The sequence below is a fragment of the Segatella maculosa DSM 19339 = JCM 15638 genome (genome assembly GCF_000382385.1).
GTDB classification, from domain to species: Bacteria; Bacteroidota; Bacteroidia; order Bacteroidales; family Bacteroidaceae; genus Prevotella; species Prevotella maculosa.
This window is the reverse complement of record NZ_KB908322.1, coordinates 60,325-77,821: the sequence shown is the minus strand read 5'-3', so window position 1 is coordinate 77,821 and position 17,497 is coordinate 60,325. Positions and strand designations below refer to the sequence as shown.

At 49.7% G+C, this 17,497-nt stretch carries 14 protein-coding genes; 11 read left to right on the top strand and 3 right to left on the bottom strand.

What is annotated here, in order from left to right; translation table 11 throughout:
* The first annotated feature begins 1 nt into the window (after position 1).
* The gene (locus tag H164_RS0105505) at positions 2–832 is read left to right on the top strand and encodes a DUF481 domain-containing protein (RefSeq protein WP_025829646.1); all 831 of its coding nucleotides are present in this window, start codon (positions 2–4) and stop codon (positions 830–832) included.
* A 151-nt stretch (positions 833–983) separates the two neighbouring features.
* On the opposite strand, the gene H164_RS0105500 is transcribed toward H164_RS0105505, so the two are convergent.
* The 3 genes from H164_RS0105500 to gpmI form a co-directional block, all read right to left on the bottom strand.
* Positions 984–1,586 (bottom strand): DUF3109 family protein, encoded by a 603-nt coding sequence (locus H164_RS0105500; RefSeq protein ID WP_019967691.1) that lies wholly within the window; start codon positions 1,584–1,586, stop codon positions 984–986.
* A 146-nt stretch (positions 1,587–1,732) separates the two neighbouring features.
* A complete protein-coding gene (ung, locus tag H164_RS0105495; protein WP_019967690.1) occupies positions 1,733–2,395 on the bottom strand; it encodes a uracil-DNA glycosylase in 663 nt (220 codons plus the stop codon).
* Between the two features lie 4 nt (positions 2,396–2,399).
* On the bottom strand, positions 2,400–3,920 hold the full coding sequence (gpmI, locus tag H164_RS0105490; RefSeq protein ID WP_019967689.1) for a 2,3-bisphosphoglycerate-independent phosphoglycerate mutase: 1,521 nt from the start codon (positions 3,918–3,920) through the stop codon (positions 2,400–2,402).
* 1,132 nt (positions 3,921–5,052) lie between these two features.
* Here gpmI and rimP point away from each other — a divergent pair.
* The 10 genes from rimP (at position 5,053) to H164_RS15680 (ending at position 17,474) form a co-directional block, all read left to right on the top strand.
* The gene (gene rimP / locus H164_RS0105480) at positions 5,053–5,520 is read left to right on the top strand and encodes a ribosome assembly cofactor RimP (RefSeq protein WP_019967687.1); all 468 of its coding nucleotides are present in this window, start codon (positions 5,053–5,055) and stop codon (positions 5,518–5,520) included.
* Between the two features lie 4 nt (positions 5,521–5,524).
* Positions 5,525–6,790, top strand: coding sequence for a transcription termination factor NusA (gene nusA / locus H164_RS0105475; protein ID WP_019967686.1), 1,266 nt, complete (start codon positions 5,525–5,527; stop codon positions 6,788–6,790).
* 69 nt (positions 6,791–6,859) lie between these two features.
* Entirely contained in the window at positions 6,860–9,628 is a 2,769-nt protein-coding gene (gene infB, locus H164_RS0105470; RefSeq protein WP_026356250.1) for a translation initiation factor IF-2, read from the top strand.
* Positions 9,629–10,151: 523 nt separating this feature from the next.
* A complete protein-coding gene (sufB, locus tag H164_RS0105465) occupies positions 10,152–11,597 on the top strand; it encodes a Fe-S cluster assembly protein SufB (RefSeq protein WP_019967684.1) in 1,446 nt (481 codons plus the stop codon).
* A 29-nt stretch (positions 11,598–11,626) separates the two neighbouring features.
* Positions 11,627–12,391, top strand: a complete 765-nt coding sequence (gene sufC / locus H164_RS0105460; RefSeq protein WP_008564433.1) for a Fe-S cluster assembly ATPase SufC — start codon at positions 11,627–11,629, stop codon at positions 12,389–12,391.
* A 14-nt stretch (positions 12,392–12,405) separates the two neighbouring features.
* A complete protein-coding gene (gene sufD, locus H164_RS0105455; protein ID WP_025829639.1) occupies positions 12,406–13,749 on the top strand; it encodes a Fe-S cluster assembly protein SufD in 1,344 nt (447 codons plus the stop codon).
* A 177-nt stretch (positions 13,750–13,926) separates the two neighbouring features.
* Positions 13,927–15,165 carry an aminotransferase class V-fold PLP-dependent enzyme gene (locus tag H164_RS0105450; RefSeq protein ID WP_019967682.1) on the top strand — a complete coding sequence of 413 codons (1,239 nt, stop codon included), beginning with the start codon at positions 13,927–13,929 and terminating at the stop codon, positions 15,163–15,165.
* 185 nt (positions 15,166–15,350) lie between these two features.
* The gene (locus tag H164_RS0105445; protein ID WP_019967681.1) at positions 15,351–16,013 is read left to right on the top strand and encodes a ribonuclease HII; all 663 of its coding nucleotides are present in this window, start codon (positions 15,351–15,353) and stop codon (positions 16,011–16,013) included.
* A 102-nt stretch (positions 16,014–16,115) separates the two neighbouring features.
* Positions 16,116–17,039, top strand: coding sequence for a helix-turn-helix transcriptional regulator (locus H164_RS0105440; protein ID WP_019967680.1), 924 nt, complete (start codon positions 16,116–16,118; stop codon positions 17,037–17,039).
* 60 nt (positions 17,040–17,099) lie between these two features.
* Positions 17,100–17,474 carry a hypothetical protein gene (locus H164_RS15680; RefSeq protein WP_169336422.1) on the top strand — a complete coding sequence of 125 codons (375 nt, stop codon included), beginning with the start codon at positions 17,100–17,102 and terminating at the stop codon, positions 17,472–17,474.
* The last annotated feature ends 23 nt before the right edge of the window (positions 17,475–17,497 follow it).

The window sequence follows — 17,497 nt, the reverse complement described above, 5'->3', positions numbered from 1 at the left end:
GATGATTCAGAAAAAAGGGGCTGGACTTCATGCCCGCAAGAACAGCCATGGCAGCAGACTTTTCTACCTGTTTGTAGGGCTCATTATCGCGCTTCCGACACAAGCCCAGATGCTTTTCTCGGAAAACATGACGATGGCTATCGACAGTACAAAGACCATACAAGGCTCACTACAGCCGGTTGTCGATTTCAAAACAGAGAAAGAGAATGTGCTCACCCTTAAAAATACGGCTAATCTCAACCTGTTGATCAACCGAAACCGCGTGGTAAACCTCATCAACAAGCTCGAATTCTCTACTTATGGCAAGAAAATCACGGTGAGCGGAGGCTATGTGCATGCCGAATATCGCTACCTGCTTCATCATGCTTTCGAGGTTTACCCTTATGTTGAGTCGCAATGGGCAGGCAGTCGCGGTATGACTTTCAAGGTATCTTCAGGGTTGCAATCACGTTATCGGCTGGTGAACTCAGCACATTGTCTCATGTTCGCAGCCATAGGCGTGTTCTATGAATTCGAAAAATGGGAATATCCCGACCCACCCGTAGGCATCAGCGCCCACGCTTACAGCCGCAGTGTGAAGAGTCACCTGTCACTTAGTTTCAGACATTCAATCGGAGAACATTGGGAACTGACCACTACGGCTATCCATCAGGCTAAACCTGACAGCTATTCCAAGTGTGCCCGGTTCGGTGGTGCAGTAGATTTGACTTACCATATCACGCCAAAGATAGGCATTCGCGGTACTTATCGCATCATTTATGATACATCTCCCATCGTTCCCATGCGCAAAGATTATACCACTGTCGATGCCGGTATTGACATAGCTTTCTAAGAAAGCTGACATATCACAGGCACACAGCGGCATGATTTCCCTATGATTAGATTTTAATTGTGCGCATAACTATAGTCATGGAGCCTTAAATGAGATGCAGCTTCCTTTGGCTCCCCTCCTTTCGAGGGGGCGGGGGAGTTTTTAGAGGCTTTTATTTGTCAATCATTTCCTCTATTTCCTTGGCCGCTTCGCACAATTCTGCATACCAATCTTCGCCGAAACGGCGGACAAGAGGGCCTTTCAAGAACTTGTAAACAGGCAGGTTGAGGGCCTCACCTTTTGTGACTGCGTCCTTGCAAATAGCCCATTTGTGATAGTTGATGCCCACAAGTCCGTGGCCAAATTCCTTGGCGCGAATAGGATAAAGCGCGCAGGAAGCGGGCTTCACAAAGCGTGTCTTGCCTGCGCGATGGGCGCGTTCAAGCGCACAAAGGCAGCATCCGTCCTCGTAACATGTGAAGACACAGTCCTTACTGCCCACGATGCTCGTCACCAAATCGCCCTCTATATCGGCATAAGCCACGCCTTGTTTGTCGACAACGGCCTGTGCCGAGGCACTCATATCGGCCCAAACAGCATCCAAAGCCTCTTCGATTTCGTTGATTTCCTCCAGCGTAATAGGAGCCCCGGCATCGCCTTCTACGCAGCAAGCTCCCTTGCATTTGTCGAGGTCGCAGCAGAATTTCTCGGTAATCACATCGGGAGAGACCAGCACGCTGCCTATCTGTATGATGTGCAAATCCTCTTTTTTCATAATGTTTTTTGTTGCTTTGGGGGCTTATTACATTTAGAATATTCCGCACGCTTCGTGCGGAATACGACAACATAGCCCACTATCCCACACTCCCTCCCCTTGGGGGAGGACCATGGAGAGGTATCTGGAGACCCCGGGATAGGCTTTTACCAAGCTATTTCCTGCTCTCCTCGTTCCCTTAAATATGCATTACACTGCGAAAACTGATGATTTCCGAACCACCCACCACGGTTGGCTGACAGCGGAGACGGGTGTACCGACTCCAGAACCAAATGGCGGTTACGATCTATCAGATACTTTTTTCCGCGGGCAAAGCCGCCCCATAGCATGAAAACAAGGCCGTTCTTGTGGTCGTTCAAGGCCTTGATAGCTGCATCAGTAAAGGTGGTCCAGCCCAATTGTTGATGGCTGTTGGCCTCGTGTGCACGCACAGTCAGCGTGGCATTCAAGAGCAAAACGCCTTGCTGGGCCCACCGTGTCAGGTCGCCATTCGGCGGCATCGGCTTACCGAGGTCGGCCTCTATCTCCTTAAATATATTGATAAGTGAGGGCGGCATCGGCACACCTTCGGGCACAGAAAAGCTCAAACCCATGGCCTGTCCGGGCTCATGATAGGGGTCTTGTCCGATGATTACCACCTTCACTTCATCGAAAGGGCAGAGGTTGAAGGCGTTAAAAACCAGCTTTCCCGGCGGATAACACGCGCCACGTCGGTATTCTTCGCGAACTGCTTTCGCAAGGTTTGCAAAGTAAGGCTTGTCGAATTCCGCACCAAGATGCTGGTTCCAACTCTCTTCAATCTTTACCATTGTCTTATTTATTATCTGAAATCAAGCATTCACCTGTCATGTCCGACGGCTGTTCCAAGCCCATAATGTGCAGGATAGACGGCGCAACATCGGCCAAACGGCCGCTTTTCACGGTCGCAGAATTGTTGTCGGTGACATAGATAAACGGCACGGGATTGAGCGAATGTGCCGTGTTTGGCGTTCCATCTTCATTGATAGCATTGTCCGCATTGCCGTGATCAGCGATGATAAGTGCCTCATAATCGTTAGCCTTGGCAGCCTCGATGACCTCCTTCACACAGTGGTCTATGGCCCAAACGGCCTTGGCAATGGCATTGTAAACGCCCGTGTGACCGACCATATCTCCATTGGCAAAGTTGACAACAATGAAGTCATACGTGTTCTTATTGATGGCAGCAATGAGCTTATCCTTCACTTCAAAGGCACTCATTTCGGGCTTTAAGTCATAGGTAGCCACCTTAGGTGAGGGCACAAGAATGCGGTCTTCGCCCTCGAAAGGAGCCTCACGTCCGCCGTTAAAGAAGAACGTTACGTGGGCATACTTCTCGGTTTCGGCCGTGTGAAGCTGCTTCTTGCCGAGCCTCGACAGGTATTCTCCCAACGTATCCTTCACGTTTTCTTTCGGGAAAAGCACCTTTACGCCCTTGAAATTTGGGTCGTATGGCGTCATACAATAGTACATTAAGCCCTTCACAGTAGCCATACCTTCCTCGGGCATATCCTGTTGCGTGAGTACTTGTGTCAACTCTTTAGCGCGGTCATTGCGGTAGTTGATGAAGATAACGACGTCGCCCTCGCCGATCGTTCCGTCCACCTTACTGTTGTTGATAGGCTTGATGAACTCGTCGGTCACGCCCTCATCGTAACTCTCCTGCATGGCTTTCACCATGTCGTCTGCCTGTTTTCCCTCGCCTTTCACCAGCAAATCGTAGGCTTCTTTCACGCGATTCCAACGCTTATCGCGGTCCATTGCGTAGAACCGCCCTACGATACTTGCGACATGGGCACCATTCTTTTCGCAACAATCCTGCACCTCTTCGATGAAACCTTTACCGCTCCTCGGGTCGGTATCACGGCCGTCCATGAAGCAATGCACGTAAGTTTTGGTGCCATACTCCTTGCCGATCTCGATCAATTTGAAGAGATGAGCGAGCGAAGAGTGCACACCTCCCGTTGAAGTAAGGCCCATCAAGTGAAGCTTCTTACCAGTCTTTTGCGCGTAAGAATAGGCTTCTACGATGCCCGGGTTCTTCAATATTGCACCGCTTTCGCAGGCTTTGTTGATTTTCACCAAGTCTTGATAGACAATCCGTCCGGCCCCGATATTGAGGTGACCTACCTCAGAATTGCCCATCTGGCCATGCGGAAGACCCACGTCTTCGCCCGAAGTGAGCAGCTGAGAATGCGCAGAAACCGCGTTCAGATAGTCCAAAAAAGGAGTCGGTGTATTGTAAATCACGTCGCCTCGTCCATGTTTTCCGATTCCCCATCCATCGAGAATCATCAATAAAGCTTTCTTTCCCATAATCTAATAAACTTAAAATCTAATATCCTGTGTCCTGCAAAGTTAGTGCAATCGGGTGAGAAAACAAAGAAGTTGCCCCCGTTTTTTCATGCCTTTTCGCAAATATTGCGCCACAGGGTGGGAGAAGTCGGTTTGCATTCTGACATGGGCAGACGATTGTTTTGTAAATTTTATTCATTAAAAAAGAGCATCGCGTGAAACGACAAAATAGAAATTAGAATGCAGAAATCCTTCCGTTTCGCGCATATCCCATTGCTGTTTTTCTTCTTTTCGTCCACTTTTGAAGGCGAAACCGCTTATCTCAGCGTGCAAAATGGGTGAGTTTCGAATGCAAGGTGTAAATTGTTGGTTTTCAATAGGATTAAAACTGAGAATTGTCCACGTGAATGTAGGGACGCACAGCTCGTACGTCTGCTCCAACAATCCTTCATATATGCCTTCAATTCTACTTGAATGGACGCACGAGCCGTGCGTCCCTACATGCAATCTCACCCATATTACAATTCAATATCAGCCATTTCATCATATGATATTACCCATTTTGCACGATGAAATGGGCCATTTTTGTGCCTTAATCGGGTCATTTCGGACGGTTAAACGACTCACTTTGTATCAAGAAACGGCCCATTTGTCATTGTAACCTTATCGTTTTTACCTCGTATTCGTAGCAAAAACGACAGGCATTTCATGCTTGTTTACACAACTATTTGGTTGTCAATGTGTTGTAAAAACAGCTCAAAATGCGCGTATTTCGGTCATGGTTTGTTTTCGTTTTGAATACGCAAGTTATGCGAGGTTACTTGTAAAGGAATTTCATGTAATGTTTCGAGCAATCCTAAAAGGGTCATAAAATGTGTAAAGCTTACAGCGCTGATACGGTATGAACCACTTGTTTCCGATGTTTGTATGTCCGAAGTAGGAAGGAACGACCTGTGCGTTTCCGTTTACCCAAAGCGTTTCGGCATGCCCGATGGTCCGGATTGAAGGGCTGAAGAATAGGAAGTATATTGCTGCTCGATTGAAATAAAACGGCGAAAAGTTTGCATACTACAGAATAAAGTCGTAATTTTGCAGCGTTCAGTGGAATGAGGAGCTCCGAGAGAGTTCCTCATTTTAGTTTAATATAACGTGTATGATTGACAAAAACGTCGTAAGGAAATTCGTAGACGAGTGGCTGTCGGACAAGGAATACTTCCTTGTTGGCATCGAAATCAGCCCGGATGACAAGATTGTTGTTGAGATCGACCACGCCGATGGCGTTTGGATTGAAGACTGTGTTGCGCTGAGTAGGTATATCGAAGAGCGTCTCAGTCGCGACGAAGAAGACTATGAATTGGAGGTAGGTTCAGCCGGATTGGGTCAGCCTTTCAAGGTGGTTCAGCAGTATATGAACTTTGTTGGCAAGGAAGTCGAGGTGATGGATGCCGACGGAAAGAAGTATCAAGGCGTGCTGAAAAGCGTTGATGGCAATGATTTTGTGGTCACCGTGAATGAGAAGGTGAAGGTAGAAGGCAAGAAACGTCCGCAACTGATGGACGTTGACCATGCTTTCAAGATGGACAATGTGAAATATACTAAATACTTAATAAGTTTCAAATAAAGCTATGGCAGCAAAAAAGATTGATGAGAATCAGGTCAGCATGATCGACACTTTCCGTGAGTTTAAGGAAACAAAGAATATCGATCGCACGACGTTGGTGAGCGTTTTGGAAGAGAGTTTCCGCAATGTGCTTGCCAAACTATTCGGCAGTGACGAGAATTTCGACGTCATTGTGAACCCCGACAAGGGCGACTTTGAGATCTATCGGAACCGCATGGTCGTGCCCGACGGAGAGGTTGAAGACGAGAACAAACAGATAGCACTGAAGGAAGCTCAAAAGATTGAGCCCGATTATGAGGTGGGAGAAGAAGTCTCGGAACAGGTGAATTTCGCCAAATTCGGGCGTCGTGCCATTCTGAACTTGCGGCAAACGTTGGCCTCAAAGGTGTTGGAATTGGAGCATGACACGCTGTATAACAAGTATAAGGACCGCGTGGGACAGATCGTTTCTGGCGAAGTTTATCAGGTTTGGAAGCGTGAAGTGCTCATCGTAGACGATGAAAATAACGAGCTGATTCTGCCGAAAAGCGAGCAGATTCCGGCTGACATTTACCGTAAAGGTGAGACGATTCGTGCCGTCATCTTGCGCGTCGACAATGAGAACAACAATCCCAAGATTATCCTTTCGCGCACAAATTCCATGTTCTTGGAGCGTTTATTGGAGGCCGAAGTGCCTGAGATTGGCGACGGACTTATAGCCATTCGCAAGATAGCCCGCATGCCGGGAGAGCGTGCAAAGGTTGCCGTTGAGAGCTTCGATGACCGCATTGACCCCGTTGGGGCATGTGTGGGAGTGAAGGGAAGTCGCGTATATGGCATCGTTCGTGAGCTGTGTAACGAGAACATCGACGTGGTGAACTACACCTCAAACATCAAACTTTTCATTCAACGTGCATTGAGTCCGGCCCACGTAAGCAGCATTAATATCGACGAAGAGAACCACAAAGCCGAGGTTTATTTGCAGCCCGAAGAAGTCAGTTTGGCCATCGGTCGCGGTGGAATGAACATCAAGTTGGCCTCAATGTTGACCGAGTTCACCATCGATGTGTTCCGTGAAGTGCCCGAAGGTGAGGCCGATGAGGACATCTATTTGGACGAATTCTCCGACGAAATCGACCAATGGGTGATCGATGCCATCAAGAGTATCGGGCTGGATACGGCCAAGGCAGTGCTCAATGCACCGCGTGAAATGCTCGTAGAGAAGGCCGATCTTGAGGAAGAAACCGTTGACCATGTGCTCAATGTGCTGCGGGCCGAGTTCGAACAGTAGGCACGTGGGAAGGCAACACCATCAGAAAACAGAAACACCCTAATAAAGAAAAAGGAGTAAGATAGATACATGAGCATCAGATTAAACAAAGCATTACGCGAATTGAACATAGGACGTCAAACGGCAGTTGACTTCCTTCAAAAGAAAAGTGAACTGGGAGAGGTGAAGGACGACCTGAGCTTCAAGCTCAACGATGCCCAATATCAGGCACTCGTAGAGGCTTTCAAGCAGGACGCTGCCGTGCGCAGTGAGGCGGAAAAGCTCTTTCAGAAGAAACCAAAAGAGAAGAAGCGCGCACCCGAAGTGAAGGAGAATCGTGCCGAAAGTCTGCTGGAATCGTCAAATCAACAGGTCTATAAACAGGTCGGAAAAATCGACCTTGACAGCGTCGGCAAGAAGGCTTCGGCCCGAAAGTCTGCTGCTCCTGAAGAAAAAGCTCCCGAAACAAAGGCTGCTGCCGTCAGTCCGGAGCCCAAAAAGGAAGTAAAAGTGCCGGAACCTGAAGCACCTAAGGAGGAGTTAAAGGCAGAAAAGCCGGTTGAAAAGCAACAGGTTGAGGAGCCGGAACAGCCGAAGGAACCCGAAGTTGCAGTAGAAAAGGCCGACGAAGGCATCTTTACGCTGAAGAGCGAGCAGCAGATTCTCAACACGCCAAAAGTGAATGTGCTGGGTAAGATAGACCTCGACACGCTGAATCAAAGTACACGTCCGAAGAAGAAATCCAAGGAAGAAAAGCGTAAGGAGCGTGAGGAAAAGGCGGCCACACAGAACGGTGGCGAACGCAAAAAGCGTGCACGCATCAACAAAGAGCGTGTGGACATCAACGCAGAAGCCAAGCAGAATACCGGGAATCAGGGCAACAACGGTGGCAATAACGCCGGGAAAAATAAGAATAAGAAGAACCGCAACAAGCGAAATCAAAAGCCGTTGGAGGTGGATGACGAGGCTGTGGCACGTCAGGTGAAGGAAACGCTCGCTCGATTGACGAGTAAAAGCCAGAACAAGAAGGGGGCTAAGTATCGCAAGGAAAAGCGCGAAGCCATTCAGGAAAAGCTGCAACAAGAGGCGAGTGCTGAACAAAACGAGTCAAAGGTACTGAAGTTGACCGAGTTTGTGACGGTCAGTGAGTTGGCAACGATGATGAATATCAGTGTGACACAGGTCATCTCTACATTGATGAGCGTGGGCATCATGGTGTCCATCAACCAGCGACTTGATGCCGAAACCATCAATATGGTGGCCGATGAATTCGGCTTTAAGACGGAATATGTCAGTGCTGAGGTCCAAGAGGCTGTCAGTGAAGAAGTAGACGATGAGAATGATCTTGCTCCACGGGCTCCTATCGTTACGGTAATGGGTCATGTTGACCACGGTAAGACTTCCTTGCTCGACCATATCCGCAATACTAACGTCATTGCCGGTGAGGCTGGCGGCATTACACAGCATATCGGCGCATATAGTGTCACATTAAAGAACGGACAAAAGGTCACTTTCCTCGATACTCCGGGCCATGAAGCCTTTACAGCGATGCGTGCTCGTGGTGCACAGGTGACGGATATCGCCATCATTATCATTGCAGCTGACGACTCGGTGATGCCTACAACCAAGGAAGCTATCGCTCATGCGCAGGCAGCCGGCGTGCCCATGGTGTTCGCTATCAACAAGATTGACAAGCCCGGAGCCAATCCGGATAAGATACGTGAGGACTTAGCCAACATGAATTTGCTCGTTGAAGAGTGGGGCGGCAAGTATCAATGTCAAGAAATCAGTGCAAAGAAAGGTGTTGGTGTAGATGCTTTGTTGGACAAGGTGTTGCTTGAAGCCGAACTACTTGACCTCAAAGCCAACCCAAACCGGAAGGCTACGGGTACGATTATTGAGTCCTCACTTGATAAGGGACGCGGTTACGTAAGCACAGTTCTTGTAAGTAATGGCACGATGAAGATTGGCGACGTTGTAATTGCAGGCACAAGTTGGGGTCGTATCAAAGCGATGTTCAACGAGCGCAACCAACGTATCGAACAAGCCGGGCCTTCAGAGCCGGCAATTATCCTTGGTCTCAATGGGGCACCTACTGCAGGTGACCAATTCCATGTGTTGGAATCGGAACAAGAGGCACGCGAGATTGCCAACAAGCGCGAACAGTTGCAGCGTGAACAAGGCTTGCGAACACAGAAGCGCCTTACGCTTGGCGATATTTCACACCGCATTGCTCGCGGAGAGTTCCATGAATTGAATATCATTGTAAAGGGTGATACCGACGGTTCCATTGAGGCTTTGAGTGACTCGTTCATTAAGCTCTCCACGGAGAAGGTACAGGTGAACGTCATCAGCAAGGCCGTGGGCCAGATTAGCGAGAACGATGTCATGTTGGCCAGTGCTTCTGATGCTGTCATTGTAGGCTTTCAAGTTCGTCCTTCTTCTGATGCGCGCCGATTGGCCGACCGTGAAGGCGTTGAAATCAACACCTATTCGATTATCTACGATGCCATTGACGACATCAAGAGTGCCATGGTAGGTATGCTGGATAAGGTGAAAAAGGAAATCGTTACTGGCCAGATTGAGGTGCAACAGGTGTTCAAAATCTCCAAAGTCGGAACTATTGCCGGCGGTTTGGTCACCGAGGGTAAGGTGCATGCCAAGGATAAAGCCCGCGTTGTTCGTGACGGTATCGTTATCCATACGGCTGATATCAATGCGCTGAAACGTTACAAGGACGATGTCAAGGAAGTTCCGATGGGAATGGAATGTGGCTTGAGTCTTGTCAACTATAACGACATCGTGGAGGGCGATATCATTGAAACCTTCACCGAAATCGAGGTAGAACAGAAACTATAAGCGTGCATCAGCTTTGCTTCCAGATGGAGGCAAAGCTGACCTGCCACTCATCAGCAATCTGCAAATATCGGAAACAAACGGCACACCAAAGCGGTCGCGCAGAACAGCCCGGTGGCTGAAAACCAATTACCTCTCGGAGAGGCCATGTGTTTCATCCCGCTGGAACTATGCGTTCCACCCCGCTGGAACTGTGTGTTTCATCCCCGTGGAACTGTGCGTTTCATCCCGATGGAACGGTGTGTTCCAACCCCCTGGAACTGTGTGTTTCATCCCGGTGGGAATGTTTTGGGAGTGTATGGGAGAACTCGCCATGTGGGAAATGCGCCTCGGCTCTTGCCGTATGCCGGCGGCTGCATAGACCTGAAGAGAAGTTGCTTTCAGCCGTCTCGGCATTTGCAGGCATATATAAGGTAGTGGCACTCTTCGGCAATGACAGGGTGTCACTATTGTAATTAATAACAAATGTGACCATATTGGAAATGGTACACTATTTGTCAGTCATATTCATACAGACAGTTGTAAAATGGCAGAAAAGGAAAAGAATGAGTTTGTAAAACAGGTGGCAGAGAAGAAGTATGAGTTCGGCTTTACCACTGATGTACAGACCGATATCATAGAGAAAGGGCTCAACGAAGACGTTGTTCGCCTTATCTCGCACAAGAAAGGAGAACCCGAATGGCTACTTGATTTCCGCCTGAAAGCCTATGAATATTGGAGTCATCTCAAGCAACCTACTTGGGGACATGTACATCTTCCCGAGATAGATTATCAGGCTATCTCTTATTATGCAGACCCTTTGGCCAAGAAACCGAAGAACAAAGAGATCGATCCGGAGCTGGAAAAGACTTTCGACAAGCTGGGGATTCCCTTGGAAGAACGCTTGGCTTTGAGCGGAACGGCCGTCGATGCCATCATGGATTCGGTGTCGGTGAAGACCACGTTCAAGGAGAAATTGCGCGAGAAAGGTATCATCTTCTGTAGTATAGGCGAGGCCGTTAAGGAGCATTCCGACTTGGTTAAAGAGTATTTGGGAAGCGTTGTGCCCTATCGTGACAACTATTTTGCGGCGCTCAACAGTGCGGTTTTCAGCGATGGTTCGTTTGTTTATATTCCCAAAGGCGTGCGTTGTCCGATGGAACTCAGCAGTTATTTCCGTATCAATGCACGCAACACGGGTCAGTTCGAACGCACGTTAATCGTCGCAGAAGACGATTCCTACGTGAGCTATCTGGAGGGTTGTACGGCCCCGATGCGTGATGAGAACCAGCTTCATGCAGCCATTGTGGAAATCATTGTCAAGGATAATGCCGAGGTGAAATACTCGACCGTGCAGAATTGGTACCCCGGTGACGAGCAAGGAAAGGGCGGTGTGCTGAACCTTGTGACCAAAAGAGGCGACCTGCGTGGTGTCAATTCGAAGTTGAGTTGGACGCAGGTCGAAACGGGTTCGGCCATTACTTGGAAGTATCCTTCGTGTATTTTGCGTGGTGACAACGCCGTTGCAGAGTTCTATAGTGTTGCTGTTACCAATCATTATCAAGAGGCCGACACCGGAACAAAGATGATTCACATGGGCAAGAACACCAAATCTACCATCATATCCAAAGGCATTTCGGCCGGTCACAGCCAGAATTCTTATCGCGGACTTGTGCGTGCAACGCCCCATGCAGACAATGCCCGGAACTACAGTTCGTGTGATTCTCTGCTGTTAGGCAGCAATTGTGGCGCCCATACCTTCCCTTATATGGATATCCATAACGACACGGCTGTGGTGGAACATGAGGCCACTACCTCCAAAATATCCGAAGACCAACTCTTCTATTGCAACCAACGTGGCATCCCGACCGAGCAGGCCGTGGGGCTGATTGTCAATGGTTATGCCAAAGAAGTGCTCAACAAGCTGCCCATGGAGTTTGCCGTTGAGGCCCAAAAGCTGTTGAGTGTGAGTCTTGAAGGAACTGTAGGATAAAGGAATAACAACGATTTTGAAGTAAGAAAATGTTAGAAGTAAGAAACTTGCATGCCGAGATTGCCGGCAAAGAAATATTAAGAGGCATCGACCTCACGGTCAATGATGGAGAGATTCATGCGATTATGGGGCCCAATGGCTCGGGAAAATCAACGCTGAGTGCAGTGCTCACAGGAAACCCGCTCTATACGGTTACCGAGGGAGAAGCCGTCTTTAACGGTCAGAACCTGCTTGAGATGAAGCCCGAGGACCGGGCGCGGGCGGGCTTGTTCCTTTCGTTCCAATACCCGGTTGAGATACCCGGCGTGTCAATGACCAATTTCATGCGAGCCGCTATCAATGCCAAGCGCGAGTATGAAGGCCGGGAACCGCTGAATGCCGCCGACTTTTTGAAGCTCATGCGCGAGAAGAGAAAGCTGGTAGATTTGGATAGTAAGCTGGCACATCGCTCGGTCAACGAAGGCTTCTCGGGCGGAGAGAAGAAGCGAAATGAAATCTTTCAGATGGCAATGTTGGAGCCGACGCTCAGCATTCTCGATGAAACTGACTCGGGACTTGACGTTGATGCGATGCGCATTGTGGCCGACGGTGTGAACAAAATGCACACGGCAAAGACCTCGGCCATCGTCATCACACATTACGAACGCCTGCTGGACATGATCAAACCCAACTTGGTTCACGTGCTTTACAAAGGAAGAATCGTCAAGACTTCCGGCCCCGAACTGGCCAAGGAAATCGAACAACACGGTTATGATTGGATCAAAGAAGAGGCTGATGCCCGATATGATGACTAACAAAGTGGCTGATGATGAACAGTGAACAACAATATATCGATCTCTACAACGAGGCTTCGGGCATGCTTAAACGCCATGCGGCCGAGGCGCTCAACGCCGTTCGCGACCGTGCCTTTGCCGATTTCAAGGCACAAGGTTTCCCGACACGCAAGGTAGAACGCTACAAATACACCGACATTCCGGCCTTGTTTGCACCGGATTATGGCTTAAACCTCAATCGTTTGGAGATACCGTTGAACCCTTACGACACGTTCAAATGCGACGTACCTAACCTCAGTACGTCCCTTTACTTCGTCGTCAACGACAGCTTTTATAACAAGATGCTGCCGCAAGCAGGCCTGCCCGAGGGCGTCATCGTTGACTCCTTGGGGCACGTAGCCACTCAGAAGCCGGGCCTCATCGCTGAATATTATGCCCGGATTGCCGATACCCGAGAAGATGCCGTCACAGCTTTGAACACGATGTTCGCCCAAGATGGCCTCTTTGTCTACGTGCCGAAGCATGTCAAAATAGACCGTGCTATTCAGGTCATCAATATCCTTCGCGCCGATGTAGACCTCATGGTCAACCGCCGTGTGCTCATCGTTATGGAACAAGGTGCCGAAGCCAAGTTCCTATTTTGCGACCATGCAGCCGACAACCGCAAGTTTCTTTCCACACAAGTCATCGAGGCTTATGTGGCCGAGAATGCAAGTTTGGAACTCAACTGCTTAGAGGAAACGCATCTGAAAAACACGCGTTTGAGCAATGTCTACATCGAACAGCAGGCCAACAGCCGCGTCAATCACAACGTCATCACCCTGCATAACGGCGTAACGCGCAATCGCCTCGACCTCGTTCTCAAGGGCGAAGGGGCCGAATGCCATTGCAACGGCTGTGTGGTGGCCGATAAGGAACAACACGTAGACAACAATACGCTCATCGATCATCAGGCCCCGCATTGCACAAGCAACGAGCTTTATAAATACGTTCTCGACGACAATGCGGTGGGAGCCTTTGCCGGTCGTGTGCTCGTCAGGCAGGAAGCGCAGAAGACCATCAGTCAGGAAACCAACCAAAACCTCTGCGCCACGAAGACCGCCCACATGTACACGCAGCCCATGCTGGAGATTTATGCCGACGATGTGAAGTGTGCCCACGGCTCAACGGTGGGGCAATTGAACGATGCGGCCATGTTCTATATGCAGCAACGCGGCATCAGTAAGAAGGAAGCTAAGCTGCTCTTGGAGTTCGCTTTCATCAATGAGGTCATCGACAAGATGGAACTTGAACCGCTGCGCGACCGTCTGCACCACCTTGTCGAGAAGCGTTTCCGTGGCGAACTGGACAAGTGTGAGGGCTGCGATTTGTGCAAGTGACCGCTTCACTCCATGGAGGTGTTTTTGACAACTTATACTTTCGTAAGGCACAACTTATACTTCCGTGGGGCACAACTTATACTTTCGTCAATTACGGCTCCTCATCTTGAGGTGGAAAGAAACCGCTGAAAAGAGGAGAGGTCAGGCTTGCAAACCAATCATAATGATGAATTTTAAATGAAGGATTACGAATTAAACCGGATAAGAAAGGATTTCCCCATTCTCTCGCGCACCGTTTATGACCGCCCACTTGTCTATTTCGACAACGCGGCCACCACGCAGAAGCCGCTCTGTGTGCTGGATACGATGCGCGAAGAATACGTGAATGTCAATGCCAACGTGCATCGTGGGGTGCATTGGCTCAGCCAGCAAGCTACAGAACTGCATGAGGGAGCGCGCGAAACGGTGCGCAGATTCATTCATGCAAGAACCGCAAATGAGATTGTTTTCACCCGCGGAACCACCGAAGGACTCAATCTCATCGCGTCGAGTTTCTGTGAAGCTTTCATGCAAGAAGGCGACGAAGTCATCATTTCCACCGTCGAACACCATTCTAATATTGTTCCTTGGCAACTTCAACAAGCCCGAAAAGGCATTGTTCTGAAGGTCATTCCGATGGACGATAACGGCGTTCTCGACCTCGAAGCCTTTGAGCGTATGCTTGGCGAAAAAACCAAGATTGTGAGCGTTTCTCATGTCAGCAACGTCTTGGGGACCATCAATCCGGTAGCAGAAATCATTCGTATTGCACATGAACATAACGTTCCGGTCGTCATAGATGGGGCCCAGAGTGCACCCCATTTCAAGGTCGACGTGCAGCAACTTGATTGCGATTTCTTCGTGTTCAGCGGGCATAAGGTCTACGGCCCCACGGGCATCGGCGTGCTGTATGGCAAGGAAGATTGGCTCGACCGGCTGCCCCCTTATCAGGGTGGTGGCGAGATGATTTCGCATGTCAGCTTCGACAAGACCACTTTTGAGCGTCCGCCGCTGAAGTTCGAGGCTGGAACACCCGACTATATCGCCACGACCGGGCTTGCAAAAGCCCTGGATTATGTATCCGATTTGGGCATGGAGGCCATTCAAAAGCATGAGGAAGAACTCACGCGTTATGCTATCCGGCAACTGCGAACGATTGAAGGAATGAAGCTTTATGGCGTGCCCGACGATGCTTCTTCGCCCTTACGCCACGATGCCGTCATCAGTTTTCAGCTCCGCGACATTCATCATATGGACATGGGCACGCTGCTCGACCGCCTCGGTATAGCCATTCGCACGGGCCATCACTGTGCCCAACCGCTCATGGACCGCTTGGGTGTGCTCGGAACTTCGCGCATCAGCTTCGCACTTTACAACACTTTCGAGGAGGTCGATGCCCTCATTGCGGCCATTAAACGCATCAACACGATGTTTTGAAGTGGCCAAGTTGACGGCAAACGAGTGAACAAATTGTGTGCTTTTCAGCATGTAGGAACCGAACGGCTCGTGCGTCCGCTCGCACTTCAGTTGACAAGCTGACATGTTAACAAGTAAAACGCGTTGCATGTCTGCCTGCTCGGCCTTGCATCAGTCTCGTGTTTGCATGATAAAAAATAGTTTATATGCTTCTTCCGCATTATTATCACGGCCTTGTCGAGGCCGGTTGCGACGAAGCCGGCCGCGGTTGTCTGGCCGGAAGTGTCTATGCTGCGGCGGTCATTCTGCCTCCCGACTACGACAATCCGGCCCTGAACGACAGCAAGCAGCTTTCGTCCAAGAAGCGTTATGCCTTGCGCGAACAGATTGAACATGATGCCTTGGCGTGGGCCGTGGGCATTGCTACACCCCAAGAGATTGACGAAATCAACATTCTCCACGCCAGTTTCTTGGCCATGCACCGTGCACTTGATCAACTGAAAGTGCGCCCCGAGGCTCTGATTATCGACGGGAACCACTTCGATCCTTATGTCGTTGGCGCGAAACTTCCCGATGCCGGCAGGCAATTGCCCCACACTTGCATCGTCAAGGGCGACGGAAAATACCAGAGTATTGCCGCCGCCGCCATCTTGGCCAAGACCTATCGCGATGATTACATGGTGGAACAGGCCCGCCTCCACCCCTTTTATGACTGGGAAAGCAACAAGGGCTATCCCACCAAAAAGCATTATCAGGGAATTGAGGAGCACGGGATTAGCGAGCTGCATAGGAGGAGTTACAACACCCACCCCAGCCCTCCCAAAGGGAGGGAGCCCGAGATTGGGGAAGGTGAACTGATGTTTAAGTAGTCTTTCTTCCTCTTTTCTCGTAAAGAGGAGAATAAGAAAATGAAATATTCTCAAGTAGTTACTCCTCCCCTTTGGGGAGGTTGGGAGGGGTTTTAGGCTTCTATGAAGAAATTAGGCAACGAGCTTTCGCTCATACTTTTAATGACCGACGGTACCGATTACACTGCACAAGACTTGTGTAAGCACCTGAATTGCACGCGTCGCAACCTATATTACTATCTTCAATTCCTGCGTGATTACGGTTTCAAAGTGCTGCGTAACGGAAACTGTTACCGTCTTGATCCCAATTCACCGTTCTTTCAACGCATCGCTTCTTCGGTGAATTTCACGGCCACGGAGGCTGCTTTGCTCTTTCAACTTGCCGACGGTGCCGACGCCAAGAACCCCACCGTAGCCTCTATTAAGCGTAAGTTGGCCTGCGCCTACGATCTGCGTTGCTTCACCGACTCACGCTATCGGAAGAAGCAACTTCGCAATCTCGATGACCTCACCACGGCCATCAACAACCGAAGGGTAGTCTGTTTGCACCGTTATTCCTCGCCTCATAGCCATTCATTCAGCGACCGTGTGGTCGAACCTTTCCTCTTTTTGAACGACCATCAAGACGTGCGTTGCTACGAATTTGCATCGGGAATGAACAAAACATTCAAGCTGGCGCGCATCGGAAAGGTTGAAATCTACGACGCACCTTGGATACATGCCGACCTTCATAAGCGTGTTTTCACCGACATGTTCGGCTTTTCGGGCGAGCAAAGCTACCGTGTCCGGCTGCGCATGGGCCAACTTTCCTACAATCTTATGCTTGAAGAGTACCCTATTTCTTCGGGGTTTTTCACGCCCGAAGATGAGCATCACTGGCTTTTCGAAGCCGATATGATGAGCTATCTGGGCATTGGTCGCTTCATACTCGGACTTTATGACGACATCGAAGTGCTTGGAGATGAAGGCTTGCGCAGGTATGTTGAGGGGAAAAGAGACACCCACCCCGGCCCTCCCAAAGGGAGGGAGAGTGAGATTGCGGGCTAAGTAGGGACGCATGGCCTGTGCGTCCACTCACATTTTGATTAACAGTAGACAAGTAGACGGGTGGACAAGTTGATTGTTCATGCGCATGTAGGGACGCACGGCCCGTGCGTCCGCTCCAACAACTATCTGCATTCACTCACTATTCATCTTAAGCGGACGCACGAACCGTGCGTCCCTACATCTCCTTCTCGCTCCTATTCATGTACAAAACAGCTGATGCGGCAAACCACTTACACGCATGTAGGGACGCACGGCTCGTGCGTCCGCTCCAACAACTATCTGCATTCACTCACTATTCATCTTAAGCGGACGCACGAACCGTGCGTCTCTACATCTCCTTCTCACTCCTATCCATGTGCAAAACAGCTGATGCAGCAAACCACTTACACGCATGTAGGGACGCACGGCTCGTGCGTCCGCCCGCTTTATAGTTGACAAGTTGACGAGTTAACAGGCAA

Excerpts from the sequence above, each read along its gene's own strand:
- H164_RS0105440 (WP_019967680.1), top strand. The coding sequence starts at position 16,116 with ATGAAGAAATTAGGCAACGAGCTTTCGCTCATACTTTTAATGACCGAC.
- gpmI (WP_019967689.1), bottom strand. The coding sequence starts at position 3,920 with ATGGGAAAGAAAGCTTTATTGATGATTCTCGATGGATGGGGAATCGGA.
- H164_RS0105450 (WP_019967682.1), top strand. The coding sequence starts at position 13,927 with ATGAAGGATTACGAATTAAACCGGATAAGAAAGGATTTCCCCATTCTC.
- H164_RS0105505 (WP_025829646.1), top strand. The coding sequence starts at position 2 with ATGATTCAGAAAAAAGGGGCTGGACTTCATGCCCGCAAGAACAGCCAT.
- H164_RS0105500 (WP_019967691.1), bottom strand. The coding sequence starts at position 1,586 with ATGAAAAAAGAGGATTTGCACATCATACAGATAGGCAGCGTGCTGGTC.
- ung (WP_019967690.1), bottom strand. The coding sequence starts at position 2,395 with ATGGTAAAGATTGAAGAGAGTTGGAACCAGCATCTTGGTGCGGAATTC.
- H164_RS0105445 (WP_019967681.1), top strand. The coding sequence starts at position 15,351 with ATGCTTCTTCCGCATTATTATCACGGCCTTGTCGAGGCCGGTTGCGAC.
- rimP (WP_019967687.1), top strand. The coding sequence starts at position 5,053 with ATGATTGACAAAAACGTCGTAAGGAAATTCGTAGACGAGTGGCTGTCG.
- sufC (WP_008564433.1), top strand. The coding sequence starts at position 11,627 with ATGTTAGAAGTAAGAAACTTGCATGCCGAGATTGCCGGCAAAGAAATA.
- infB (WP_026356250.1), top strand. The coding sequence starts at position 6,860 with ATGAGCATCAGATTAAACAAAGCATTACGCGAATTGAACATAGGACGT.
- sufB (WP_019967684.1), top strand. The coding sequence starts at position 10,152 with ATGGCAGAAAAGGAAAAGAATGAGTTTGTAAAACAGGTGGCAGAGAAG.
- sufD (WP_025829639.1), top strand. The coding sequence starts at position 12,406 with ATGAACAGTGAACAACAATATATCGATCTCTACAACGAGGCTTCGGGC.
- nusA (WP_019967686.1), top strand. The coding sequence starts at position 5,525 with ATGGCAGCAAAAAAGATTGATGAGAATCAGGTCAGCATGATCGACACT.